The following is a 25870-nucleotide window of genomic DNA, read 5'->3' as shown; positions in this document are numbered from 1 at the left end:
CGCCGCTGCTTGAGCCAGCGCCGATTGAAATTAAGAAACTACTTCCACTCAAAGATCTTCCACGACGGAATCAGCATATCCGGCTGATCCGAACGGATGTAGTTTGCATCGGTCCCGTCCGCGCGCACCAGAAAATACGGCGGTCCGACCTTGGGCGTGACCTTGATCGCGTACAGGAAACCGTTTTGGCGGTACTCCTGAATGGTTTTATCCCCTTCCGTGCGGATAGTGACTTGCGGCTCAGATGTCGGAGCATCATCCGCCGCCATGACGGCCAGTGGAACGGATGCAAACAACCCAGCCAGCAACAGGCGATTTAGTGTGCGCATGATAACCTTGTCCCTTTGTCGTCAACGGTCCCGCTATTCTAGCGCCGGACCCGCCGAAAAGGTTGATCCTGCTCATGAGCCAAGCCCCCCTCGTCCTGGTGGACGGTTCTTCTTACCTGTACCGCGCCTTTCACGCCCTCCCACCACTGACCACGTCCAAAGGACTGCCGACCGGTGCGGTAAAGGGCGTATTGAACATGCTCAAGAGTCTGCGCAAGCAGTATCCGGAAAGTCCGTTCGCCGTGGTGTTCGACGCCAAGGGCGGGACATTCCGGGACGAAATGTTTGCCCAGTACAAAGCCAACCGCCCGAGCATGCCCGACGACATGCGTGTTCAGATCGAGCCGCTGCACCAGAGCGTGATAGCCCTAGGCTTCCCGCTCCTGTGCGTCGAAGGCGTCGAAGCCGATGACGTGATCGGCACCCTGGCCCGCAGCAGTGCGGCAGCCGACCGCCCCGTGGTGATCTCCACCGGCGACAAGGACATGGCGCAGCTGGTCGACGGCCACATTACCTTGGTCAATACCATGACCGGTAGCGCGCTGGACGTGGAGGGCGTGAAGGAGAAATTCGGAGTCGCTCCCGAGCAGATCATCGATTACCTGGCACTCATGGGCGATTCTTCCGACAACATTCCGGGCGTTCCGGGCATTGGCCCGAAGACCGCTTCCGGCCTGTTGGTCGGCGTGAACGGCGGCCTGACCGAGCTCTATGCGCAGCTCGACATCGTCCCGACCCTGCCGATTCGCGGGGCCAAAACCCTGCCGGCCAAGCTCGAAGAACACAAGGAGATGGCGTTTCTCTCCTATCAATTGGCAACCATCAAGATCGACGTGCCGCTGGATATCGGCCTCGACGACCTGCAAATGGGCAAGCCGGATCACGACAAACTCGCCGAGCTCTATACCCTGCTGGAGTTCAAGAGCTGGTTCGAAGAGAACCAGCGCGACGCCAAGCGTTCCGGCCAGGAAGTCGTCGCTCCGGTGGCTGAAGAAGCGGCCGTTGATACTGAACTCAAATACACAACGATCCTTACCCAGGCTGATTTCGACCTGTGGCTGAAGAAGCTCAACGATGCCACGCTGATTGCCTTCGATACCGAAACAACCGGCATCGATGCGCAGCAGGCGCAACTGGTGGGCCTGTCTTTTGCGGTACAAGCCAACGAAGCGGCCTACATCCCGCTGACCCATTCCTACATGGGCGTACCGGACCAGCTCGATCGCGACACCGTGCTGCGCGCGCTGAAGCCGATCCTGGAAGACCCGAGCAAACTCAAGGTCGGTCAGCACGCCAAGTTCGACATGAACATTCTGGCCAACTGTGCCATCGGTGGCGATCAGAGCTGCGGCATCACCGTGCAAGGCGTCGCTTTCGACACGATGCTCGAATCCTACGTGCTGGACTCCACCGCGACCCGTCACGACATGGACAGCCTGGCGCTCAAGTACCTGAATCACACCACTACCAGTTTTCAGGACATCGCTGGCAAAGGCGCCAAACAGCTGACATTTGACCAAATCTCCCTGGAACTGGCCGGGCCTTACGCCGCCGAAGACGCCGACGTAACGCTGCGCCTGCATCAAACCCTGCAGGAAAAACTCAACGCCATCCCAAGCCTGAGCAAGGTCCTGAGCGAAATCGAAATGCCGTTAGTGCCGGTGCTGGCACGGATCGAACGCCAAGGCGCGCTGGTCGATGCCAACCTGCTAGGCATTCAGAGCGTCGAGCTGGGCGAGAAAATGGTCGCCCTCGAGCGTGAGGCGTTCGCCATTGCCGGGGAAGAATTCAACCTTGGCTCGCCGAAGCAATTGGGCGTGATCCTGTACGAAAAGCTCGGCCTGCCAATCCTCAGCAAAACCGCCAAGGGCCAGGCGTCCACTGCCGAAGCCGTGCTGGCGGAACTGGCCGAACAGGATTTCCCGTTGCCCAAAGTGCTGATGCAGTACCGCTCGATGAGCAAGCTGAAAAGCACCTACACCGATCGCCTGCCAGAGCAGATCAACCCGCGCACCGGGCGGATTCATACCTCTTACCATCAGGCCGTCGCGGCAACCGGGCGCTTGTCGTCCAGTGATCCGAACCTGCAGAACATTCCAATCCGCACCGCTGAAGGGCGTCGGATTCGTCAGGCGTTCGTCGCACCCAAAGGCTACAAGCTGCTGGCAGCGGACTATTCGCAAATCGAACTGCGAATCATGGCTCACCTGGCCAAGGACGAAGGTTTGCTGCACGCGTTCCGCAACGATCTGGACGTACACAAAGCCACCGCGGCGGAAGTCTTCGGGGTTGAACTGGCAGACGTCACCACCGACCAACGGCGCAGCGCCAAGGCGATCAACTTCGGTTTGATCTACGGTATGAGCGCGTTTGGCCTGGCCAAGCAGATTGGTGTTGATCGCAAGCAATCCCAGGCCTACATCGACCGTTACTTCGCCCGCTACCCAGGCGTACTCGAGTACATGGAGCGCACCCGTGCCCAGGCTGCCGAACAAGGTTTCGTCGAAACCATCTTCGGTCGTCGCTTGTACCTGCCGGAAATCAACGCGAAAAACCCGGCCCTGCGCAAAGGTGCCGAACGCACAGCGATCAACGCCCCAATGCAAGGCACTGCGGCGGACATCATCAAGAAAGCCATGATTGCCGTGGATAGCTGGCTGACAGCATCAGGCCTCGACGCCAAAGTCATCCTGCAGGTGCACGATGAATTGGTTCTGGAAGTGCGTGAGGATTTGGTCGATCAGGTCCGCGATGAAATTCGCGTGCACATGAGCGACGCAGCGAAGCTTGATGTGCCGCTATTGGTAGAGGTTGGTGTAGGCAATAACTGGGATGAGGCTCACTGAACCGTCTGAAAAGGTGTTTTCTGCTGCGGCATAGTGCCGCGGCAGAAAGATCGAAGGGCGCTTAGTTTGGAAAATTCGATGGCCTATTCCAAAGGCTTTTTAAAAAATTCTGAACTAATTTCCTGAATCGCCACTCAGAGTTACTGAATGGGTGGTGAAGCCCTTCGATGCTCCTAATGTTGTGTTAAGTGTTGGCAGATATCTGGACCCCGCCCTAGCGGTCCGGAACTTGAACCCCGGAACTTCCCCCTCCCCATAAGAAGTCCGGGGTTTTTTTTGCCCGCGGTTTTGTAAACGAGCTTACTCCGCGAGCTCGGCGCCCTTGTCCGCCAGTTCCATCCAACCCGCCAGTACAGTGTAGGCGTCTTCCAGGCCCATGCGTTTTGGCGCCGAGAACAGCTGGATGCTGATCGCATCTCCCCAACCCTTGCGGATGTCTGCCTGAACCTTGAGCAGGACGTTTTTCGCCGCGCCGTAGGTCAGCTTGTCGGCTTTGGTCAGCAAAATGTGCATCGGCATGCCGCTGGCGACAGCCCAGTCAAGCATCAGCAGGTCGAAGTCCGTCATTGGATGACGGATGTCCATCATCAAAATCAGCCCCTTCAAACTCTCACGACCACCCAGATAAGCTTCCAGGTGACGCTGCCAGTGCAGCTTCAACGGGATAGGCACTTTCGCGTAACCGTACCCCGGCAGGTCGACCAGACGACGATCATCGTCTAGCTTGAAGAAGTTCAAGAGCTGCGTGCGACCCGGAGTTTTCGAGGTCCGCGCGAGGCTAGCGTGCGTCAGGGTGTTCAGCGCACTGGACTTGCCGGCGTTGGAACGCCCGGCGAAGGCCACTTCAAAGCCTTCGTCGTCGGGACATTGATCGACTTTGGCAGCGCTGAGCATGAAGGTGGACTGTTGGCACAGGCCGAGGATGGGGTTCTTGAGTTGCATGGGATTTCCGATGTGGGCGGCGCCGGGAATGGACGCGGCGAGCAGTGTCGTTTCCGTTTCAGTGACGCCAGTATATAATGCCGCAGATTTTGTGTGCGCTTTGTCCCAGCGTAGGATGAAGTTCACGAGAGCGATTGACCTTGATTGCGCACTAGAACGCAGAACGCTCTCAACCCTGAAAAGGTCGTTTTATGACGAAATGGCTGCTAGCTGCCGGTGTCTTGATGCCGCTTTATAGCGCTCAGGCTACACAGGATCCGGAAGCTGTGTACAACCGTGTTTGTGGTGCCTGTCATTCCGGCCAACTACCCATGGCGCCCAAAAAGGGCGATCAGGAAGCTTGGACGCCGAGGTTGGCGAAAGGTATGGAGACGCTGGTGCAACACGTGACCCAGGGTTTCAAGGCGATGCCGCCGCGTGGTTTGTGCATGGACTGCAGTGCCGAGGATTACCAAGCAATCATCCAGTGGATGAGCGAGTGATCCCGGTCCATAACTCTTTAACCCTTAGCCGTAGTTGGATTAGCTGATGAACAAATTGATCGTGAGTCTGCTGTTGACCGTGGGGATCTCCGGCATTGCCCATGCTGCAGGTGATGCGACTGCTGGTCAGGCGAAAGCCGCAGTATGTGGCGCCTGTCATGGCCCGGATGGCAACAGTATGGCGCCTAACTTTCCGAAACTGGCAGGCCAGGGCGAGCGTTATCTGAACAAGCAGCTACACGACATCAAGTCCGGCAAACGCACGGTACTGGAAATGACCGGCCTGCTGACCAACCTGAGCGATCAGGACCTGGCCGATATCGCCGCCTACTTCGCCAGCCAGAAAGGCAGCGTCGGTGCCGCCGACCCGAAAGTCGTTTCTCGCGGTGAAGCACTGTTCCGCGGCGGCGACCTGGCCAAGGGCCTGCCAGCCTGCACCGGCTGCCACTCGCCGAATGGCGCAGGCAACGCAGCTGCCGGCTTCCCGCACCTGGGCGGCCAACACGCTCAATACATCGCCAAGCAACTGACTGACTTCCGCAAGGAAGAGGCCGGCCGCACCAACGATGGCGATACCAAGCCGATGCAGAGCATTTCCAAAAAGCTGAGCGACGAAGATATCGCAGCGGTGTCCAGCTACATTCAAGGTCTGCACTAAGACCGGCGAATCGGGCGTTGCGCGAGGAGTACACCTCCTGCAACGTTAACGCTCGATTAATCTGTCGATGCAAGCATAAAAAGGGTGGCTTTGGCCGCCCTTTTTTGTGGCCGCTGCCGTTACACTACAGAACTCAAGCCCGCCAGTACCTGTCTGAAAACAGGTCGCGCGAGGCGACCAAAATTGTCCAGGAGTAAAGCATGCGTAATCTGATCATCAGCGCCGCACTCGTCGCTGCCAGCCTGTTCGGCATGACCGCCCAAGCTGCTGAAGCACCCGCAGCGCCTTATGTCGAACTGACCAATCCCGTCCCGGTGGCCGTGCCTGGCAAGATCGAAGTGGTGGAGCTGTTCTGGTACGGCTGCCCGCACTGCTACGCTTTCGAACCCGTGATCAATCCATGGGTTGAGAAACTGCCTTCCGACGTGAACTTCGTCCGCATTCCGGCCATGTTCGGCGGCCCGTGGAACGCACACGGCCAGATGTTCCTGACCCTTGAAGCCATGGGCGTCGAAAACAAGGTTCACGCTGCGGTGTTCAACGCCATTCAGAAAGAACACAAGAAGCTGGTCGACAAGAATGAAATGGCCGATTTCCTGGCCACTCAGGGCGTAGACAAGGACAAGTTCCTGGCCACCTTCGACTCCTTTGCCATCAAGGGCCAGATCGTCAAGGCCACTGAACTGGCCAAAAAGTACGAAATCTCCGGAGTTCCGACCATGATCGTCAACGGCAAGTATCGCTTCGACGTGGGCTCCGCCGGCGGCGCCGAGCAAGCATTGCAACTGGCCGACAAGCTGATCGAAAAAGAGCGAGCGGCTAACAAGGCTGCTGCCAACTAAGCGCAGCGACTGCCATGCGCCGCTGGGGCACTGAACGCGTCGTTGGCCTGCATGCTCCGCGGGTCAACGAACATCATCTGGAATCGACTGGCCTGCCCACAGACAGTCGTCTGCGTCTGCTCAGTTTCAATATCCAGGTCGGCATCAGTACCGAGCGCTATCACCACTACCTGACCCGGGGCTGGCAACATCTGTTGCCGCACACCGGGCGTGCCGACAATCTGCAAAAGATCGGCAATCTGCTGGGCGACTTCGATCTGGTCGCCTTGCAGGAAGCCGATGGCGGCAGCCTGCGATCAGGCTACGTCAACCAGGTCGAACACCTGGCCCAGCTCGGTGCATTCCCCTACTGGTATCAACAACTCAATCGCAATCTCGGACGCCTCGGCCAGCACAGCAATGGTGTGCTCAGCCGCCTGCGCCCGTGGGCGATTGAAGATCATCCACTACCGGGGCCCAAGGGTCGCGGGGCGATTCTGGTACGCTTTGGCGAAGGGCCTGAGGCGCTGGTGGTGGTCATGATGCACCTGGCGCTGGGCGCTCGCGCTCGCAGCATGCAACTGGCTTACATCCGCGAGTTGATCGGCGGCTATAAGCACCAGGTGCTGATGGGCGACATGAATACCCATGCCAGTGACTTGCTGCAAAATTCCCCGCTGCGTGACCTCGGCCTGCTTGCGCCGCAACTGGAAGCCACGTTCCCCAGCTGGCGCCCGCAGCGCTGTCTGGACCATATTCTGCTGAGCCCCACCCTGACCCTTGAAAAGGTCGAGGTGCTGGCACAACCCATTTCCGATCACCTGCCGGTCGCGGTAGAGATTCGTCTGCCGGGTTCGCTCACGGCCGATGCATTGCCCGCGTTGAGTCCTGCCCCTCGCGGATCCCATGAATGAGCGACGAAGCACAGCGCTGGAAAGAGAAATACCTCAAAAGCATCGAACAACAGGAAAAACTCGAACGTCGATGGGACGCCCGACTCGACCTGCTGCGTCGTGGCCTGGTACGTAGCACGCTGGCAGCCGAGGGCACCGACCGCGTCGTTGACCAATGCATGAAGGAAATGCGTGAAGTCGTGCGCACCGACGACATGGACGCCGGCCTGGCCGCCCTGCTTCCGCGGCTGGAAAAAGCCGTACTCGACTCCGAACAACGTCGGGAAACCCGGGTTAATCAGACCAGCGCTGCATTGACCGCGCTGGTCTCGCAGCTGCAAACATTACCGCTGCCCCGCGAGGTAAGCCGGCCGCTGAAAAACTTCGCCAAGCAACTGGATGCAAGGGTCGGGCAGGCGCGCGAAATTCCGTTGCTGCTCAGCGAACTGAGCGGCCTGCAAGGCAAAGCCCTGAATCAGCTTGAAAACCCGGCAGAACCCGGCCGCCCTGGTTTGCTGCAGCGACTGTTCGGTAGCCGTGAAGCGGATGAAGCGGCATTACAGGTTGCCTCCGGCACCTTCCTGACGCCCGCCCCGCAGCTAGCCGAAGCGGTTGCTGTGCCTCATGCCGAGAAACCACAGGTCTCTGTCGGTCTCGCGCCAGAGCTCGATAAGCCACAAGTGGCGGTCGCACAATTAGCCGCGTCCGCTACTGCATCCGAGCCACTGACAATCGAGGCGCCGCTCGCAGCAGCGCCCTCTCCTGCAGTTGTAACGTTTGTCCCGCCGGTACTCGAGCCCGAGCGAGCACACGCCCAGACTTCAGAGGCGCAACCGCAACCAGACATAGAACATCCAGAAGCACCCGCTCCATCAATCATCGAGCCAGAAATACACGCTCAACCGGCAATCAATCCCGACGAACTGACCCCGGCAGCCTATCTCGACAGCCTGCCGTTGCCCCCGGCCATGGCCGAGGCGTTGGCCGCCGTAGACACTGATCAATCCGAGCCGGATGTTCTCTACGCCCTGCCGGACTCACCCGAGCCGTCCTACAGCTCAGTGGCCAAGCATATCGAAGACACGCTACTGGGCCTGCTCGACGACCTGACGCTGCCCGAGCGTCATCGTCCGCAAGCCGAAGCGATGCGTGATCGCCTGCAAAACGGGTTGAATTGGTACGAACTGCTGCCAATCCTCGACGATCTGGCAACCTTGATGCTGGCAATCACCGACAGTGGTCAGCATGAATTCGAAGCCTACTTGCAACAGCTGAACGAACGCCTCGAGTCGTTCCAAAGCAACTTGCAAGCCGCCAGCGAAGGCCATGCCGACAACCGTTCCGCCGCACGCGAGATGGACACGCAGATCCGCGAGCAGGTCGACGGCTTGCAGAGCAGCATGCAGGAAGCCGCCGACCTGGACGATCTCAAGCACGTCCTGGAAAACCATCTGGAAGGCCTGCTCGGCACCATGGACCAGCATCAGAAGCAGCGTGACGAGCGCGAGCAGGAAGTCGCCGCCCGCCTTCACAGTCTGGCCGAACGCGTTGCGCACATGGAGCAGGAAGCCCTGGGCTACCGCGAGCATCTTGAAGAGCAGCGCCAGAAAGCCTTGATCGACCCGCTGACCGGCCTGCCTAACCGGGCAGCCTGGAGCGAACGGCTGGATCACGAAATCAGCCAATGGCAGCAACACGGCAACACCCTGTTGCTGGCCATGCTCGACCTCGACCATTTCAAACGCATTAACGATAACTATGGTCACCTGGCGGGCGACAAAGTACTGAAAATCATCGCCAACGTACTACGCAAGCGCCTGCGCGGGACGGATTTCATTGCCCGGTTCGGCGGTGAGGAGTTTGTCCTGTTGATGCCAGACACAGTGCCAACGGCTGGTGCGAAACTCCTGGAAAAGCTCCGCGCCTCGATCGAAGCCTGCCCTTTCCACTTCAAGGGTGAGCCGGTCACCATCACCATTTCCATGGGCCTGACTGCATTCAAACCCGGCGAACATAGCGATCTGGTGCTGAAAAGAGCCGATCAGGCGCTATATCGTGCGAAACATGCCGGCCGTAATCAAGTGGCACTGGGCTGACGGTTAATTGTTCCATTTTGTTTAAAACTTCGCGTTGGCCGTCTACGCGCAAGGCAGTACGTTACACTGTTGCATTACTGTCTTGCGTGTATTGCCTTCTGCCATGAAATATCCAGCTCTCATCGTGTCGCTGATTCTGTTGGCCGGTTGTGCCAGCGGCCCCCGCTTCGACACAAGTCACCCTTCAGCCAATTACGACAGCCGCATTCAGTTCGTGGTGGTGCATTACACCTCCGCGTCACTGGAGCGCTCGCTGCAACTGCTGACCCACGGCGAAGTCAGCAGCCACTATCTGATTGGCGACGACAAGGGCGCCACCATCTACAAGCTGATGGATGAAAACCTCCGAGCCTGGCACGCCGGGGAAAGCGAATGGCAAGGCCGGACCTGGTTGAACTCCAGCTCCATTGGCATCGAAATCGTCAATCCGGGTTTTAAAGACACCCCTGCCGGGCGCCTCTGGTACCCCTACAGCGAAGACCAGGTCCAGTCCCTGATCGCCCTGCTCAAGGACATCAGCAAGCGTTACGCCATCAATCCCCACAGCATCATCGGCCATAGCGATATCGCCCCGCTACGTAAGCTTGATCCTGGGCCGCTGTTCCCATGGAAGCGTCTGGCTGCCGAAGGCCTGGGAGTCTGGCCGAATGAGCAGGTCGTAACGCGCCAGCAAGCACAGTTCGAAGTCCAAGTGCCCACCATCAGCTGGTTTCAGGCACAGCTGGCCCGCGCGGGTTATCCCACGCCGCAAACCGGCGAACTGGATGTTGCAACACGTCATGTGATTGCGGCCTTCCAGATGCATTTCCGCCCGTCACGTTTCGATGGCACACCGGATGCGCAAACCGCGGCGCTTCTACAAGTCTTGAACCAGACAAAAAAATGACGCCCGCCCGACGGTCAGGGCTTTTTTTCAAATCAGCAGCTATAACTCATTGGTAATACTTCGGATATTCCCTATGACTGCTGCTCGAGAGACACTACGTAGTTGGTTCTTTCGCCCTTGGTTTTTGGCGATGCTGGCTGCTGCCTTGAGCGCGACACTCCTGATGGCCGGCAGCCTGTTCGTGGCCATGCATCAAGTCGAGCAAAGCGAAAGCGAAGAGATGAATGCCCAGGGCGAGCGCTTCCTTGCTCGTCTGGAGCAGCTGTTCGGGCAGTTGCGTGAAAGCCTCGACGACCTGGAAGCCCAGCCGTTACGCGGCTGCGATGACGAAATGATCGCGACCTTGCAACAGGTCAGCTTCAATTACCGCTTCGTTTACGAAGCCGCTTATATGGACGCCTCGCGGATCTGTTCCAACCGCCCCCGCCAGGAAGGGCTGTCGATGATAAGACCGCCAGACATCAAGGGGCCGACCTACAGTTACTGGCTGAACACCACCACCGAACCCGATGAAAACCGCGCCGCGCTGATGCTCGGACGCGGCAATTTTCGTGTCGCGACGTCTCGCGGGCACTTGACCGACATGGTCGACCTGCCACCGGGCAGCAGCCTGCTGGTGGTGCTCGACCACGGTACGCGCGCGATTCCGGTGCTGGGCGTCTCGCAGGCCTGGCCCCCCACCGAACCCTGGCCCCCGAGAAGCCTCGACGCGCTACAAGTGACGCATTCCCGCCTGATTTACCGCATGCCCACCAACAATCCAGAATACCAATTGGTGCTGATCAGCCCGCGCACCGGCATGCATGTGCCCGCCGTCTGGTGGTGGTTGCTGCCGGCCAGCCTGGCACTCGCCTTATGCGTGGGTTTTCTGGTACTTCTGCTGGTGCGCCAGCGACAGTCGCTGGACGCCGAACTGAGTGGCGCCATACGACGAGGCGAATTGCAGGTGCTGTATCAACCGATCTTCGACCTCGACAGCCGCAACTGTGTCGGGGCAGAAGCCTTGCTGCGCTGGCGAAGACCGGACGGTACCCTGACCAGCCCCGACCTGTTTATTCCGATGGCGGAGAACACCGGTCAGATCCGTCAGATGACCGACTTCGTCCTGCAACGCCTGCTTGAGCAGCTGGGTCATTTGTTGCGGGCCAATCCGCAACTGTACATCTCGGTCAACCTGGCGGCCTGCGACGTCATGGTGCCGCGTATCGGTCAGGTAATGGCGCGCCTGCTGACCTTGCACCGCGTCGCGGCAACGCAAATTGCCTTTGAGGTTACCGAGCGGGGATTGATCGATGTCGTGGTCGCCCGGGAAAACCTGCAAGCCTTGCGGGATGTCGGGCATCAAGTGTTGATTGATGACTTTGGCACCGGCTATTGCAGCCTCGCCTATCTGCAAACCCTGCCAGTCGATTGCCTGAAAATCGACAAGGCGTTTATCGATGCGCTGGGTCATGACGCTGCGAGTAGCGGTGTCGCCCCGCACATCATTCACATGGCCCAGGCCCTGCAACTCAAGGTGATCGCCGAGGGCATCGAACTTGAATCCCAGGCAGCGCTTCTGAGCAGCGAAGGCGTGAAGTTCGGTCAGGGTTGGCTGTTCGCCCATGCGTTGAGTGCAGTGCAGTTCATTGAGCTGATTACCCGTGGCCGCCGAATGGCCGGCCGACGTCTTGATGACGATGCCTGAAGCGGCTGCGGCTTAAACCGACAACGCCATATAGAACTGAGTACCCTGCCCCGGTCGCGAATAAACACCCATCCGTCCGCCGTGCAACTGCACGATTTCCTTGCACAGTGCCAGACCGAGGCCGGCACCGCCCTTCTTGCGACCCACCTGTACAAAGGGTTCGAAAATCCGCCCCTGCTGACCATAGGCAATGCCTTCGCCGTTGTCTTCGACGCTGATAATCACCCGCTCCCCATGGCGTCGAGCCTGCAAACGTATTTGCCCGCCGGCAGCGGTGTGGCGCAACGCGTTGTCGATCAGGTTATCGAGCACCCGGTCCAGCTGCGGCTGATCGGCCTGCAATCGCGGCAATGGCCCTTGCACTTCCACGAGCAGGTCGATGCCCTGCTCTTCTGCCGGGCCGGCAAAACGCGCCTGGGCCTGGTCCAGCAAATCCTCGATGGAGCACGGCGCCAACGTGAGTTTCTGCAATCCGTTCTGGTAGCGAGAGAAGTTCAGCAGGTCGTTGATCAACTGCATCAAGCGCTGCATCTCTTCATTCACGGTGTCCAGCAGATCAGCTTCACGCGAGTCCTTGGCAAAGTGCGCGCGCTCGCGAAACAGGCCGAACGCCATGTGCATCCCGGTCACCGGCGTTCGCAATTCATGGGAGGCGCGCAGCACGAACTCGCTGCGCACCCGCTCAAACGCCCGCTGTTCGGTGACGTCATGCAGCACCATCACGGCGCCCAGAATATGCCCCTGCGTATGGCTGACCGGCGTCAGACTGAAGGTCAGCAACCGCGACTCACCGTCGACCTCGATACTCAGGTCCTCAGGCGCCCGCTCCAGGGTGCCGCCGCGCAGCACCAGTTGCAGCTGATCATCGAGTTCGGGGCGCTCAAGCGCCGTACCCAGACCTTGACCGAGACGTTCACTGTCCCAACCCAACTGACGTTGCGCAACCGGGTTGAGGTGTTCCAAACGGCCATCGTGGTCGATCATCAGCAACCCATCGTCGATGCTGTCGAGCACGGCCTGCAACCGCTGCTGGCCTGCGAGCAGTTCATCGACATTGGTGGCCTGATGCTCACGCAGGGCCTCGGCCATGATCCCGAAGCGCTTGGTCAGCAGGTTCATTTCCACGGCCGAGGAAATCGGTAGCGTCACTTCGAAATTGCCTTGGCCGATGTTGTCCGCCGCTTGGGCCAGAGCCTCGATCGGCGCACCAAAACGTTGAGCGATAGCGTGGGCGGTGACGAAGCCGATGATCAGCACCGCCAGCCCCACCAGCCCGAGCAGGCCGGCAATCAGCAGCGCCCTCTCCCGAGCCTGCTGTTCGGTGGCATTGATGTTGTCCAGCGCTCGCTGTTGCTCGACGAGCAAACCATTGCGCAGCGCATTGAATTTTTCGGTGAGTTCTTTGTTGCCACTCAACACCTGCGTCGAGTCACGTGACAGGTCGTACACCTGCAGAAAGCTCAGGTAGTCAGTCTTGGCTTGTTCAAAACCGAATTGGCGCTCATCACCACCCTGGACATGGACAATGCCGTCGTCAAGCAACTGGAAATAATGCTGCTTGGACGCCTCGAACGCTGCAGGATCCGGCTTCTCGCTGAGCATGATCATCAGCTGATCGCCCAAGGTCTGACGCAATTTCAGCCCCACGTCGAGCGTGACGAAATTACTGCGAATCAGCTCTTCCTGAGAACTCGCCATCTGCATCACGCTGACCAGCCCGAGCAACAGCCCAAGCAGCGCCACAGTGATCAGTGCCGAAATACTCAGAAACAGCCGTGTGCGCAATTTCATCGCCAGTCTCATCGGAGACAGCTCACAAGTTGTACTGCTTGCGTTTTCGGTACAACGTCGAGGCATCGATACCCAGGGTCTTGGCGGCCTGGTCCAGGGTATCTGCCGTGGCGAGGACCGCTCCGATGTGGGCTTTTTCCAATTCATCCAGGCTCAGCGCAGCGCCGATGCGAGGCGCGTTGTTGACCGGGGTTTCAGCCATGCCCAAGTGACTGATCTCGACCCGTTCCTGTGGACAAATGATGCTTGCCCGCTCCACAACGTTGCGCAGTTCGCGAATGTTCCCCGGCCAGCGATAGCCGAGCAGCGCTTCACGGGCTTCGTCGCTGAAGCCCCGAGCCGGACGCGCGTATTCCTTGACGAAACGGGCCAGAAAGCGATCGGCCAGGGTCAGAATATCCTCCCTGCGCTCGCGCAGTGGCGGCAGGTGCAAGGTGATGACGTTCAGGCGGTAGAGCAAATCTTCACGGAAACGGCCGTCGCGGACCATGTCTTCAAGGTTCTGGTTTGTGGCCGCGAGGATGCGCACATCGGCGCGGCGGGTGACCGGGTCACCCACCCGTTCGTATTCTTTATCCTGGATGAAACGCAGCAGTTTAGGCTGCAAAACCAACGGAAAATCGCCGATCTCGTCAAGAAACAGCGTCCCACCGTCAGCCTGATTGACTCGGCCCAGAGTACTTTCGCTGGCCCCGGTGAACGCGCCACGGCTGTGGCCGAAGAGCTCGCTTTCCATGAGTTCGGCGGTCAGGGACGGGCAGTTGATCGTGATGCAGGATTTCTTCGAGCGCTTGCTCCAGCCGTGAATGGCCTGGGACAGCTCGCCTTTACCGGTGCCAGACTCGCCGAGAATCAAAATATTGGCATCGGTGCTGGCCACCTGGCGGGCGGTTTCGAGCACGACTTTCATCGCCGGGCTGTGAGAGTCCAGGCCATCCTTGGGTTTGCGCACTTCGCCTTCAAGGGCTTCCAGGCGTGCCGACAGTTGCCGCACTTCCAGCTGCTTGGCGGTGGCCAGGCGCAATTGGTCGGGACTGCAAGGCTTGACCAGATAGTCGGCGGCCCCGGCCTGAATGGCATCGACCGCCGTGTCCACGGCCGAGTGAGCGGTGACGATCACCACCCTCATCCAGGGCGCCTGAATGCGCATTTGGGCCAGCACATCAAGGCCGTTGTCTTCCCCCAGACGCAGATCGAGGAAACACAGGTCGAACACTTGACGCTGAAGCAGTGCATCAGCCTGAGCGGCGCTGTTGGCGGTAGCGACGCTGTAGCCTTCATCTTCGAGGCAATAACGGAAAGTACGCAGGATGGCTGACTCATCGTCCACCAGCAGAATGCGGCCTTGATGCTCAGAGGCTGACTCCATTTTCCTACGCTCCTTAATGAATGATCTTGGTTAGTCCCAGAATAATCGGGCAAGTTGCATGGTTGATTCTGGTCGATTTCAGCCACAGCAGCGTAGCTCTCCCCTCACCCTACGGCTAATCGCCTGATTTTGTTGTTTTTTTATCAGATAGCCGGTTCGCAGGCGATTGGCTGTGTCCCCTTGTGACATCCACACCCTCTTTGCAATTCAAAAATATTGAAAGTTCCCACGCGTCCATCGTGCATTACGCACGACTTCAAAAGGACCATCGTGCAGGATGCGTCCAATCCGGTTTCCACATCATCTTTAACTAATTGATTTTATTGAATTTTATTATCAACAAAAGCTGGCATGCAGACTGCAACAGTGTGATTAACCGGGGCATTCAAAAAGTCGCCCCCTAACAAGATCACCACAGAGTGGGAGGAGCTTCAGGATGAGTCGCCAACGTGCCGCCCAGTTGCGTATCTCGCCACTGCATATCCAGCAAGGTCTGTTTGCTGTTATGGCGCTATTGATCACCTTGATCGCCGGCCAGCAGTTTCAGCGTTGGGAGCAGAACCAGCAGCAAGAAGCGCCACGCCTGTCGATTCAGCACCCGACCCAAACTCATTTCAGTGCGGCCAGCAGCAACCAGGCTGACAGCCCCCCAATGCGAATGATGGACGTCGACCAGGCTCAGCCTGCGGATGAGATGCCTCACCAGGAACGTTGGGTGTTCTAAACACATGAACTTGGCGCGTTCGATGCGCCGGGAAAAGCACCACAAGCAACATCTCTAAATAGAAGCGTAAGGAGAATCACCATGTTGAGCTGGGCAATCACATTCTTGATTATTGCCATCATCGCTGCGGTACTGGGCTTCGGTGGTATCGCGGGCACCGCCACGGGTATCGCCAAGATTCTCTTTGTCGTGTTCCTGGTGATGTTCATTGCTTCCTTCTTCTTTGGCCGTCGCGGTCGAGGGTGAATATGAGCGTTTTGTGAAAGACACTGGCAGCCGCCCTGTTTCCGGGCGGCAGTGCCATGGCAACAGCGACATGCCGGCTAGCGCTTTCTTGGAAAGCCGGACCAGGGCATGCAGGACTTGTTGATGGAACAACTGAAGAAAGATCCACACGGGTACTGAATTCGTAACATGAAAGAAGCAGCATGGCTTCTTTCCACTGCGCTACCCGAGGACGGTAGACGCATGATCAAGGGGCCGGGACGTTCTGCCTGTTTCAGGGGCGGAGTGACCTACGGGTACAGGGAGTACCTGCGCAAGGGCCGGATCAGGCAGAAGCTGCGACGCAAGTTCGTCGGTCACTCATGGATCGACGGACTTGCGAAGAGCTCGTCAGCGCAAAGTATTGTCCTAGAGCGTTCTGCTCGCCTCCTCCGCGCCATCTCCGCTAATCCTTCGCAAAACCATTTCGCGGTGTTTCTTTGGTGACCGTATATCGAGAAAACCGCGACTCAACGACCGAGAATTTTCGCGATTAAACGTAGGCTTTTTCCCAAGTTTTAGCCCTCATCCCGTTGTTCAAAAAACAACCAACCTCCTCTGCGATGGCCGGTTCACGGCACTTATGCCTGCCGAAATGTCGTATTCGAACCGGTTGGGACGCGAGTTTCAGTAAAAAAAGCTCATGCCGATTCGGCATAGGGTAGGCGTTTACGGCATTAGACGTCGCTTCCTTGCATCTGAATAGTTGCGCCTTTTTTCGCCTGCCAGAGAGCCGATAACAAGCGCTCCGGGGCACCTTATACGGGGGCAGATGCACAAGACTTTTTCGCCACAAGCGTTCCAGTTCTTGCATCTGCCTGAGTCAAACGCAAGTAAGGGTAAAGATATGAAGAAGGCAAAGCTTAGCCTCGCCTGGCAGATCCTCATCGGTCTGGTATTGGGGATTGCAATCGGTGCGCTGCTCAACCATTTCAGTGCCGAAAAAGCCTGGTGGGTCAGCAACGTCCTGCAACCAGCAGGCGATATCTTTATCCGTCTGATCAAGATGATTGTGATCCCGATCGTGATCTCTTCGCTGATCGTCGGAATTGCAGGCGTCGGCGACGCGAAAAAGCTCGGGCGTATCGGCCTCAAGACCATCCTCTACTTCGAGATCGTCACCACCATCGCCATCGTGGTCGGTCTGGTGTTGGCCAACGTGTTCCATCCGGGCACCGGCATCGACATGAGCACCCTGGGTACCGTGGATATTTCCAAGTACCAGGCCACGGCCGCCGAGGTTCAGCATGAACATGCGTTCATCCAGACCATCCTCAACCTGATCCCGTCGAACATCTTCGCGGCCATGGCCCGCGGCGAGATGCTGCCGATCATCTTCTTCTCCGTATTGTTCGGTCTCGGTCTGTCGAGCCTGCAATCGGACCTGCGCGAGCCGCTGGTGAAGATGTTCCAGGGCGTGTCGGAAAGCATGTTCAAAGTCACTCACATGATCATGAACTACGCCCCGATCGGCGTTTTCGCACTGATCGCGGTGACGGTGGCCAACTTCGGCTTCGCCTCCCTGCTGCCGCTGGCCAAACTGGTGATCCTGGTTTACGTCGCCATCGCCTTCTTCGCCTTCGTGGTATTGGGCCTGATCGCTCGCCTGTTCGGCTTCTCGGTGATCAAGCTGATGCGCATCTTCAAGGATGAGCTGGTGCTGGCCTACTCCACCGCCAGTTCCGAAACCGTGCTGCCGCGCGTGATCGAGAAAATGGAAGCCTACGGCGCGCCGAAAGCCATTTGCAGCTTCGTGGTACCGACCGGCTACTCGTTCAACCTCGACGGTTCGACCCTGTACCAGAGCATTGCGGCCATCTTCATTGCCCAGCTCTACGGCATCGACCTGTCGATCAGCCAGCAATTGCTGCTGGTACTGACCCTGATGGTCACCTCCAAAGGCATCGCCGGCGTTCCGGGTGTGTCCTTTGTGGTGCTGCTGGCCACCCTGGGCAGCGTGGGTATTCCGCTCGAAGGCCTGGCGTTCATCGCCGGTGTCGACCGCATCATGGACATGGCCCGTACCGCGCTGAACGTGATCGGCAATGCCTTGGCCGTGCTGGTCATCTCCCGCTGGGAAGGCATGTACGACGACGCCAAGGGCCAGCGCTACTGGAACTCCCTGCCGCACTGGCGCAGCAAGGAAAAATTGCCGGTGGGTGGAGTTTCCAGCAACTAACGCATAACCCCTGTGGGAGCGGGCTTGCTCGCGAAAGCGGTGTGTCAGTCAACTGATTGGGCGACTGATACTCCCCATTCGCGAGCAAGCCCGCTCCCACAGTGGATTGAGGCCAGCCCATAGCATGGGGCTCAACAAGGCCCGATGCAGAGCCAAAACAAACCCCGGAGAAATCCGGGGTTTGTCGTTTCTGGCTACCCCGCTATCATTCGCCGCATTCTTCGGGGGATTTGACTGATGCTTAATGGCCTGTGGCTTGGCTTCTTCATCGTGGCTGCCGTTTCGGCACTGGCGCAATGGCTGATCGGCGGTAACGCCGGGATCTTCGCGGCGATGGTGGAAAGCATTTTCGCCATGGCCAAGTTGTCGGTCGAAGTCATGGTCCTGTTGTTCGGCACCCTGACGCTCTGGCTGGGCTTTCTGCGGATTGCCGAGAAGGCCGGCATCGTCGAGTGGCTGGCCAAAGCGCTGGGCCCGTTGTTCCTGCGGCTGATGCCGGAAGTACCGGCCGGGCACCCAGCCATCGGCCTGATCACGCTGAACTTCGCCGCCAACGGTCTGGGCCTGGACAACGCCGCCACGCCAATCGGCCTTAAAGCCATGAAGGCGCTGCAAGAGCTCAACCCCAGCGACACCATCGCCAGCAACGCGCAGATCCTGTTCCTGGTGCTCAACGCCTCCTCCCTGACCCTGCTGCCGGTGACGATCTTCATGTACCGGGCCCAGCAAGGTGCGCCCGATCCGACCCTGGTGTTCCTGCCAATCCTGCTCGCCACCAGTTGCTCGACATTGGTCGGCCTGCTGTCGGTGGCGTTCATGCAGCGTCTGCGCCTGTGGGACCCGGTGGTGCTTGCCTACCTGATTCCCGGCGCCTTGGCCCTCGGTGCCTTCATGGCGCTGCTGGCGACGCTCTCAGCGACCGCTCTGGCCAGCCTGTCATCGATCCTCGGCAACGTGACGCTGTTCGGGCTGATCATGCTTTTTCTGGTGATCGGCGCGCTGCGCAAAGTGAAGGTCTACGAAGCGTTCATCGAAGGCGCCAAAGAAGGCTTCGACGTGGCCAAGAACCTGCTGCCGTATCTGGTGGCGATGCTGTGTGCCATCGGCGTGCTGCGGGCATCCGGAGCACTGGACTTTGGCCTGGACGGGATCCGGCATCTGGTGGCATGGGCCGGTTGGGACACGCGCTTCGTCGATGCGTTGCCGACCGCCATGGTCAAGCCGTTCTCCGGCAGTGCCGCCCGGGCGATGCTGATCGAAACCATGAAAACGTCTGGCGTGGACAGCTTCCCGGCGCTGGTGGCGGCGACGATTCAGGGCAGTACCGAAACGACGTTCTACGTATTGGCAGTGTACTTCGGCGCGGTGGGGATCCAGCGGGCGCGCCATGCGGTGGGTTGCGCGTTGCTGGCGGAGCTTGCTGGCGTTCTCGGCGCGATCGGCGTCTGTTACTGGTTCTTCGGCTAACCACAAAACCCTTGTGGGAGCGGGCTTTGTGGCGAGGGGACTTGTCCCCGTTGGGTCGCGAAGCGGCCCCAATTTCTGAATTCAAGTTGTATCTGATACACCGAGAACTCAGATTTTGGGACTGCTGCGCAGTCCAACGGGGACAAGTCCCCTCGCCACAAAGGCTCGCTCCCACATTGGGGCTATGTTGGCTTTAAGGGCGGGGAGGCGGCGCAACTTTCTGCCCTTGCTCAACCGCCCAGCTCACCACCTGCGCCGTCAACTGGTCACTGGCCTGGCCAAACCCGGCCACCACCGCCGGTACCTTCGCATCGCTCAACGGCTGGCGTACTTCAAAGCGTCGGCTGGCGAGGATTCGCTGGTCATAACCGCGCACCAGCAACGCATCCAGACGCACGATGACGCTCGCGTTCGTTCCTTGGTATTCAGCCTGGAATGCCTGCAGGTTACCGCCCAGTTCAAGATCCGCCTGGAAGTTGCTGTCGTCGGTGCTCAGCAATGTCACCCGACCATCACGCTGAAAACCATCCAACAGACGATTGCGCAACAACACCGGTGCCGGGTCGCTCCAGCGCGAGGCCTTGTAGCTGCTGATCAGATCACCCTGAGGGATCACGGCGATCTTCGGGCTGTTCAAGGCTTCGCTGGTCTGCGGCTTGGTCAGGCGTAGCGACCAGCGCTGCGGCGTCCCGTGACTGGCCGATGCGCTGCTCTGGGCCGAAGGCAACCGATAGACGTCGGACGGCTCGGACTTGGGCAGGATCGAGCAGGCGCTGAGCACAATGAAGCTGGCGAGGAGGGCGAGGTGAGTCAACTTCATGGTGTGAACTCCTTGTCCTTGTCATTGCCCAGCAAATAACCGGTGGGGTTGGCTTCCAGACGCTGGGAAATAGCCCGCAACGACGTCAGGGTGTCGCGCAGTTCACGCACCGCCGGGGCCAGGCCATTGAGGCCTTGCATGCCGCTGTTGAGCGAATCCTGATTGGTCGTGAGCAGCTCGTTGATGGTCGCGCTGCTCTGTTCCAGCGACTTCATCGCCTGCTCGGCACTGCCGAACATCTGCTTGCCTTGATCGTTGAGCATGCCATTGGCGTTGCGCATCAGCGCCGACGTCTGTTCCAGCATGGCGCCGGCCTGTTTGCCGACCGAGGCCAGTTGCTGCATCGCCTGGCGAATATCGCCGCGCTGGTCGGCGATGGTGCCGGTGGTTTGTTCCAGATGTTCAAGGGTCTGGCTGATGCGATCGACGTTCTGCGAAGAAAACATCTTATTGGCGTTGAGCATCAGCATGTTCACGCCGGCCACCAGGTCGCCGCTGTCGTTCAGCAAACGGGCGATGGGCGAGGGCGATGCAATGATCGTCGGCAAATGACCGTCCTTGCCCTTGAGCGTCGGACTCTGCGGCGTACCACCGCTGAGCTGGATGATCGAGGTCCCGGTGATCCCGGTCAGCGCCAATATGGCCCGGGTGTCTTCCTTGATCGGTGTATCGCCGCCCAGGCGGATCCGCGCCAGCACTCGGCGCGGGTCTTTCGGGTCCAGACGCAGGGTCACCACGTCGCCGACCTTGATCCCGCTGTACTGCACGGAGCTGCCCTTGGACAGGCCGCTGACGGCCTCGTTGAAGACGACTTCGTAATCCTTGAACTCGGTGTCGACGCTGGACTTGGCCAGCCACAAGCCGAAGAGCAGGGCGCCTGCCACCACAATCACGGTGAACAGGCCGATCAATACATGATGGGCTCGGGTTTCCATGTCAGACCTCCTTAAGCTGTTGAGCGGCGGTCAACGCCGCGCGGCCGCGAGGGCCATGGAAATATTCGTGAATCCACGGATCGTCAGTTTCCGAAACCTTGTCGATGGCATCCGCCACCAGCACTTTCTTTTGCGCCAGCACCGCCACACGGTCGGTGATGGTGTAGAGCGTGTCGAGGTCATGGGTCACCAGAAAAACACTCAGGCCCAACGCATCGCGCAGGGTCAGGATCAATTGATCGAACGCGGCCGCGCCAATCGGATCGAGGCCGGCAGTGGGTTCGTCGAGAAACAGGATGTCCGGGTCCAGCGCCAGCGCCCGGGCCAGTGCCGCACGCTTGATCATGCCGCCGGACAGCGAAGCGGGGTACTTGTCGGCCGCCGACAGCGGCAGCCCGGCCAAGGCCATTTTCACTGCCGCCAGGTGCTCGGCATCCTCTCGGCTCAAACCGGCATGCTCGATCAGGGGCAGGGCGACGTTCTCGGTCACGGTCAGCGAAGAGAACAGGGCGCCTTTCTGGAACAACACGCCGAAGCGCCGTTCGACCATCGAACGCTCGTGTTCGGACAGCATCGGCAGGTTTTTGCCGAAGACCTTCACCACCCCTTCACTGGGCTGGCGCAAGCCGACGATGCTGCGCAACAGCACTGACTTGCCGCTGCCGGAACCGCCGACCACGGCAAGGATTTCACCCTTGTACAAATCCAGATCGAGGTTCTCATGCACGCTCTGGCGACCAAAGCGATTGCACAGATCGCGGACTTCGATCACCGCCTCGGATGGCGCTCGGGTTAGACGACTCACCAGCCCATCTCCATGAAAAACAGCGCAGCCACGGCGTCGAGCACGATCACCACGAAAATAGACTGGACCACGCTCGACGTGGTGTGAGCACCGACGGACTCGGCGCTGCCGCTGACTTTGAAGCCTTCAAGACAGCCGATGGCGCCGATCAGGAACGCGAAAATCGGCGCTTTGACGATCCCCACCAGAAAATGCTGAACGCCGATATCGGTTTGCAGCAGCGACAGGAACATCGCTGGCGAGATATCCAGCGCCACCGCGCAAACCACACCGCCGCCGATAATCCCCGAAAGCATCGCCAGAAAGGTCAGCATCGGCAGCGCGACCAGCAGGGCCAACACGCGCGGCACCACCAGCAGCTCTATCGGGTCGAGGCCCAAGGTGCGGATGGCGTCGATTTCTTCGTTGGCTTTCATCGAACCGATCTGCGCGGTGAACGCACTGGCAGTGCGGCCGGCCATCAGGATCGCGGTCAGTAACACACCGAATTCGCGCAGAAAGGAGAACGCCACCAGGTCCACGGTGAAAATACTCGCGCCGAAACTCGCCAGCACCGTCGCCCCGAGAAACGCCACCACGGCGCCCACCAGAAAAGTCAGCAGGGCGACGATGGGGGCGGCGTCGAGGCCAGTCTGTTCGATGTGCGCGACCATCGGCGTGAGGCGCCAGCGCTTGGGGCGAAACAGCCCGCGAGCGATGGTTTCCAGAATCAGACCGACGAAACCCAGCAGTTCCAGGGTGTCCTGCCAGACCGCGTCCACCGCGCGGCCGATGCGGGTCAGCAGTTGAATGCCGACGCTGATTTCCGGTTCCTTGATCGGTACACAGAAGTCGGTCAGCGAGCAGTACACCGTCTGCAACAAGGCGCGATCAGCGGAAGAAAGGGTGCAATCGGGGTGTTCGGCAGATTTGCCCAAACGCTCGGCCCCCAGCAGCTCCACCAGCAATGACGCACCCGCCGTATCGAGTGCGCCGAGGCCATTGAGATCGATATGGGTGTTGTTGTCGTATTGGCCACGGAGCTTTTCGCTCAGACGGCTGAGATCGGCGTAATGGGCGAGCGTCCAGTCACCCGTGACCCGCAACAGGGCAGGGCTTTGCGAGGTGTCCAGTAGAGCACTGCCGGGCATTGTGCTGCTAGTCATAAGCTCCGTGCTTGTTCGGTTATTACGCAGATCTGACTAATAGCACGAACCGCGTTACTTTTCTTTGATGGGTGTGCTGTCCATGACCTTGAAGCGCAGCACGCCAATCAACTGACCGTCCTCAGTCAGCACCCGGACCTGCCATTTGCCTGCGGGGTTGCCGGGGAAGTTCTGCTTGTGGGTCCAGGCGCGATAGCCTTCTTTGCGCCCACCGTTGATATCCAGAGGGATACGGTCGACTTCTTTGCCGTTGAACATCCAGACGTGATAAATCCGCTCGGCCAGCCCCCTAGGGGCGTTGATCGCGGTGTACGCGTACAGCCCACCTCCGCGAATCTGCTCGGCGCTGACTTCTTCCAGGCTCTTGCCGGGGGTGCGGTCCTGCATTTGGGTGCTGATCGCCACATCGGTCATCCACAGGGTCGCCGGTGGAACCCAGGAGCGCAGCACCCAACCGGCGGCGCCGATACCGACGGTGATGCTGAGGATCGCCAACGCATTGCGCACAGTGCGAATCGGGAAGATCGAGGCCAGGCTCGGGAACGACAGCAACATGGCAATGCCCAGCGCCAGCTTGAAGCTCTGGGCGGTGGTCAGGTGCAAAATGACGGGCAGGGCGGTCAGCAGGGCCGCGAACAGGGTCAGGGTGTGCAGTGCCAGGAATGCCCAGCGGCGCGGTGCCAGCCATTTGTAGTAGAGCGGGTCGATGATCGAAATCAGCGCCGCCATGCTCAGTAATCCAGTGAAGAACAACTGACCGCTGTTCCAGGTGGTGGTGATTAAAAAGAACGGCAGAACGAAGAATAGACTTTCCTGATGGATCATCTGCGTCGCATAACGCAGAAGCGGCTGGGGTATTTCGCGCTTGAAGACCCTGGCGAACAGCTTGGTGAGGCTGTTTTCCAGCATCAGCCAGACCCAGCTGACCAGCATGATGGTGGTGATCCAGGTCGCCAGACCCTGTTGGCGATCCACCAGCATGAAGCTGCCGACCCCGGATATGAAACCACCGAGCGCAATGACCCCCGGGTAGCGCTTCATCAATTCCAGGATGCGCTGTACGTATAGGGTCAGAGTAGGCATTCGGCGGTTCGCAATAGTCGTGGGAAAAATCCCCGACAGGGTACCGCCCGGACAGCGGTGTGGCGAGGGTCCCGATCACTTTGGCCAAACACAAAACCGGATTGGAAATCTTACTGTGGCGAGGGGATTTATCCCCGTTGGGTCGCGAAGCGGCCCCAAAATTAATGTCAGACTCAACGCATTCACAGATATTGCGGCTGCTGCGCAGCCGAACGGGGATAAATCCCCTCGCCACAAGGATCGGTTACCGTCTGCGATGGACGCGCCAAGCCAACAGGCCGAGTACAAACAAACCGAACACCCCGGCAATCGCCCACACAAACTGGTCATCACTGACCAACGGCTTTTCGATCCGCAGGTAGCCCGGCTGCATCAGCAATTCACGCATGGCCTTGTTTGCTTCCTCCAGCGTCACCCCTTCCAGTTCCTTGGCGGGGTCGGCGAAACGGCCGTCCTCGTAGTCCCCAAGGGCACTCCAGTAATAATCGGCCAACGCGCTGTTGCCTTGCACGGCCCAGGCCTGGCGGGCAATGGCGGCCTGCTTGATGCGGTTGAAGGTGCCGGCATTGAGACCATCCCTGAGCAACCCGGCCTTCAGATTATCCAGCACCCGTTCAGCCTCGGGCACGTCGTCGCGCTCAAGGTCCGCGTTCAGGCTCATGAAGCCCACACCGCCAAACACCTCGCGCTCGACCGAAGGCCCGTAGGACAAGCCATGGGCCAGGCGCAATTGGCGGTAGAGCGCCCAGTCCAGATAGTCCTTGAGCAAGTCGAAGGTTTCGTCGTGCCGATCTTCCTGCACCGGCTCTGGCAACAGCCAATGCAACTTGGCACTGCCGCCAACAAAACCATGACTCAAGGTGCGCTCATGGGCAGCAGTGGCCTGGATCGCCGGCAGGGGCGGGTGATCGGTCGGGTCAACCGCTTCAAGCGCGCCATAAGACCGTTCCAGATAGGCCGGCAGCAACCGCTCAAGGTCGCCGACGACGATCAGGGTCATGTTGTTGGGCGCGTACCAGGCCTTGCGTACCTTTTCCAGCTGATCGCGGGTCAGGTGATCGACTTCGGCGCGTTCGGGGCATTTGAGGCCCAGTTCCACTGCCAGCTGATTACTCGCTGTGTGGCCAAGGTCCTGACGATCCAGAAAGCGTTGCAGGTGCGAGTAATGGCCGCCGTCTTCGCGCTCGACCACTTGTTTGGCGGCGTTGATGGCGTTGTCGTCGATTCGGGTCTGGGTCAGCAGCGCCAGCAGCAGGTCGAGGACCTTGCGCTGGTTTTTCGCCGGGGCTTCGATGACGAAGGTCGTGTCGGCATTGCTGGTGTAGGCGTTCCACTCGCCACCCAGGGCCTGCATGCGCTCTTCCAGCCCGCCTTCGCCCGTGGCATCGATGCCGCTGAACAGCAAGTGCTCAAGCAGGTGCGGCAGCTCCTTGTCGGCGCAGCTGAAATCATCGATGCCAACGCCGACCACCAGACGAATCGCCACATGCCCGCGCTCGGTACCGGGTTTGAGCAGCAATTGCAGGCCGTTGGGCAGCGTATAGCCCTCGACCTGAAAGCGATCCAGGGCAAATGAAGGGAATGAACCAAGCAACAGACAAGCGAACAACAAACAACGCATAGCAAGCTTCCAGGCAACCAATCGGAG

At 59.3% G+C, this 25870-nt stretch carries 22 protein-coding genes and 1 pseudogene; 13 read left to right on the top strand and 10 right to left on the bottom strand.

The window, feature by feature from the left end; all coding sequences use genetic code 11:
• Positions 1-38: 38 nt before the first annotated feature.
• A complete protein-coding gene (locus tag KGB03_RS13405; protein WP_111448133.1) occupies positions 39-329 on the bottom strand; it encodes a DUF2782 domain-containing protein in 291 nt (96 codons plus the stop codon).
• Positions 330-403: 74 nt separating this feature from the next.
• On the opposite strand from KGB03_RS13405, the gene polA reads away from it, so the two are divergent.
• Positions 404-3175: a DNA polymerase I gene (gene polA, locus KGB03_RS13400; protein ID WP_223527251.1), complete on the top strand. Its 2772-nt coding sequence runs from the start codon at positions 404-406 to the stop codon at positions 3173-3175.
• 300 nt (positions 3176-3475) lie between these two features.
• Here polA and yihA read toward each other — a convergent pair whose 3' ends face one another.
• Positions 3476-4117: a ribosome biogenesis GTP-binding protein YihA/YsxC gene (gene yihA / locus KGB03_RS13395; RefSeq protein WP_046044882.1), complete on the bottom strand. Its 642-nt coding sequence runs from the start codon at positions 4115-4117 to the stop codon at positions 3476-3478.
• A 191-nt stretch (positions 4118-4308) separates the two neighbouring features.
• Here yihA and KGB03_RS13390 point away from each other — a divergent pair, with 191 nt between their 5' ends.
• From KGB03_RS13390 to KGB03_RS13360, 7 genes are all read left to right on the top strand, one after another.
• Entirely contained in the window at positions 4309-4599 is a 291-nt protein-coding gene (locus KGB03_RS13390; RefSeq protein ID WP_008156007.1) for a c-type cytochrome, read from the top strand.
• A gap of 46 nt (positions 4600-4645) precedes the next feature.
• Entirely contained in the window at positions 4646-5257 is a 612-nt protein-coding gene (locus KGB03_RS13385; protein ID WP_008156009.1) for a c-type cytochrome, read from the top strand.
• Positions 5258-5457: 200 nt separating this feature from the next.
• The gene (locus tag KGB03_RS13380) at positions 5458-6099 is read left to right on the top strand and encodes a thiol:disulfide interchange protein DsbA/DsbL (protein WP_192408699.1); all 642 of its coding nucleotides are present in this window, start codon (positions 5458-5460) and stop codon (positions 6097-6099) included.
• A 14-nt stretch (positions 6100-6113) separates the two neighbouring features.
• Positions 6114-6992, top strand: coding sequence for an endonuclease/exonuclease/phosphatase family protein (locus KGB03_RS13375; RefSeq protein WP_111448137.1), 879 nt, complete (start codon positions 6114-6116; stop codon positions 6990-6992).
• On the top strand, positions 6989-9067 hold the full coding sequence (locus tag KGB03_RS13370) for a GGDEF domain-containing protein (protein ID WP_218538492.1): 2079 nt from the start codon (positions 6989-6991) through the stop codon (positions 9065-9067). Before KGB03_RS13375 ends, KGB03_RS13370 begins: the two co-directional genes overlap by 4 nt.
• A 103-nt stretch (positions 9068-9170) precedes the next feature.
• A complete protein-coding gene (locus KGB03_RS13365; protein WP_218538491.1) occupies positions 9171-9953 on the top strand; it encodes an N-acetylmuramoyl-L-alanine amidase in 783 nt (260 codons plus the stop codon).
• Positions 9954-10026: 73 nt separating this feature from the next.
• Entirely contained in the window at positions 10027-11640 is a 1614-nt protein-coding gene (locus KGB03_RS13360) for an EAL domain-containing protein (protein WP_218538490.1), read from the top strand.
• A gap of 12 nt (positions 11641-11652) precedes the next feature.
• On the opposite strand, the gene KGB03_RS13355 is transcribed toward KGB03_RS13360, so the two are convergent.
• Positions 11653-13443: an ATP-binding protein gene (locus KGB03_RS13355; RefSeq protein ID WP_223527250.1), complete on the bottom strand. Its 1791-nt coding sequence runs from the start codon at positions 13441-13443 to the stop codon at positions 11653-11655.
• A gap of 10 nt (positions 13444-13453) precedes the next feature.
• Complete coding sequence (gene algB, locus KGB03_RS13350) at positions 13454-14800, bottom strand: sigma-54-dependent response regulator transcription factor AlgB (protein ID WP_223527249.1); 1347 nt, start codon at positions 14798-14800, stop codon at positions 13454-13456.
• 436 nt (positions 14801-15236) lie between these two features.
• On the opposite strand from algB, the gene KGB03_RS13345 reads away from it, so the two are divergent.
• The 5 genes and pseudogenes from KGB03_RS13345 to KGB03_RS13320 all read left to right on the top strand — a co-directional run bounded on the left by KGB03_RS13345 (position 15237) and on the right by KGB03_RS13320 (position 19434).
• Entirely contained in the window at positions 15237-15524 is a 288-nt protein-coding gene (locus KGB03_RS13345; RefSeq protein WP_192408709.1) for a hypothetical protein, read from the top strand.
• An 81-nt stretch (positions 15525-15605) separates the two neighbouring features.
• Positions 15606-15770 (top strand): DUF1328 domain-containing protein, encoded by a 165-nt coding sequence (locus KGB03_RS13340; protein WP_003177151.1) that lies wholly within the window; start codon positions 15606-15608, stop codon positions 15768-15770.
• 81 nt (positions 15771-15851) lie between these two features.
• Positions 15852-15929: pseudogene (locus KGB03_RS13335) on the top strand (Ivy family c-type lysozyme inhibitor); the annotation flags it as partial.
• Between the two features lie 706 nt (positions 15930-16635).
• Positions 16636-17967: a glutamate/aspartate:proton symporter GltP gene (gltP, locus tag KGB03_RS13330; protein ID WP_218538488.1), complete on the top strand. Its 1332-nt coding sequence runs from the start codon at positions 16636-16638 to the stop codon at positions 17965-17967.
• A 237-nt stretch (positions 17968-18204) separates the two neighbouring features.
• A complete protein-coding gene (locus tag KGB03_RS13320; protein ID WP_192408711.1) occupies positions 18205-19434 on the top strand; it encodes a nucleoside recognition domain-containing protein in 1230 nt (409 codons plus the stop codon).
• A gap of 193 nt (positions 19435-19627) precedes the next feature.
• Here the strand turns inward: KGB03_RS13320 and KGB03_RS13315 are convergent, their stop codons facing one another.
• From KGB03_RS13315 to KGB03_RS13290, 6 genes are all read right to left on the bottom strand, one after another.
• Positions 19628-20254, bottom strand: coding sequence for an ABC-type transport auxiliary lipoprotein family protein (locus tag KGB03_RS13315; protein ID WP_223527248.1), 627 nt, complete (start codon positions 20252-20254; stop codon positions 19628-19630).
• A complete protein-coding gene (locus KGB03_RS13310) occupies positions 20251-21189 on the bottom strand; it encodes an MlaD family protein (protein ID WP_218538486.1) in 939 nt (312 codons plus the stop codon). Before KGB03_RS13310 ends, KGB03_RS13315 begins: the two co-directional genes overlap by 4 nt.
• A 1-nt stretch (position 21190) precedes the next feature.
• Positions 21191-21994, bottom strand: coding sequence for an ABC transporter ATP-binding protein (locus tag KGB03_RS13305; RefSeq protein ID WP_223527247.1), 804 nt, complete (start codon positions 21992-21994; stop codon positions 21191-21193).
• A complete protein-coding gene (locus tag KGB03_RS13300) occupies positions 21991-23139 on the bottom strand; it encodes an ABC transporter permease (protein ID WP_223527246.1) in 1149 nt (382 codons plus the stop codon). The genes KGB03_RS13305 and KGB03_RS13300 overlap by 4 nt, the downstream gene beginning before the upstream one ends.
• 54 nt (positions 23140-23193) lie before the next feature.
• Positions 23194-24222 (bottom strand): DUF5924 family protein, encoded by a 1029-nt coding sequence (locus tag KGB03_RS13295; protein ID WP_111448150.1) that lies wholly within the window; start codon positions 24220-24222, stop codon positions 23194-23196.
• A gap of 244 nt (positions 24223-24466) precedes the next feature.
• Positions 24467-25843, bottom strand: a complete 1377-nt coding sequence (locus KGB03_RS13290; protein ID WP_223527245.1) for a M16 family metallopeptidase — start codon at positions 25841-25843, stop codon at positions 24467-24469.
• Positions 25844-25870 lie beyond the last annotated feature (27 nt).

Source organism: Pseudomonas sp. BF-B-26 (assembly GCF_019956495.1).
Taxonomy (GTDB): Bacteria; Pseudomonadota; Gammaproteobacteria; order Pseudomonadales; family Pseudomonadaceae; genus Aquipseudomonas.
The sequence above is the reverse complement of the archived record's forward strand: the minus strand, read 5'-3'. Positions and strand labels throughout refer to the sequence as shown.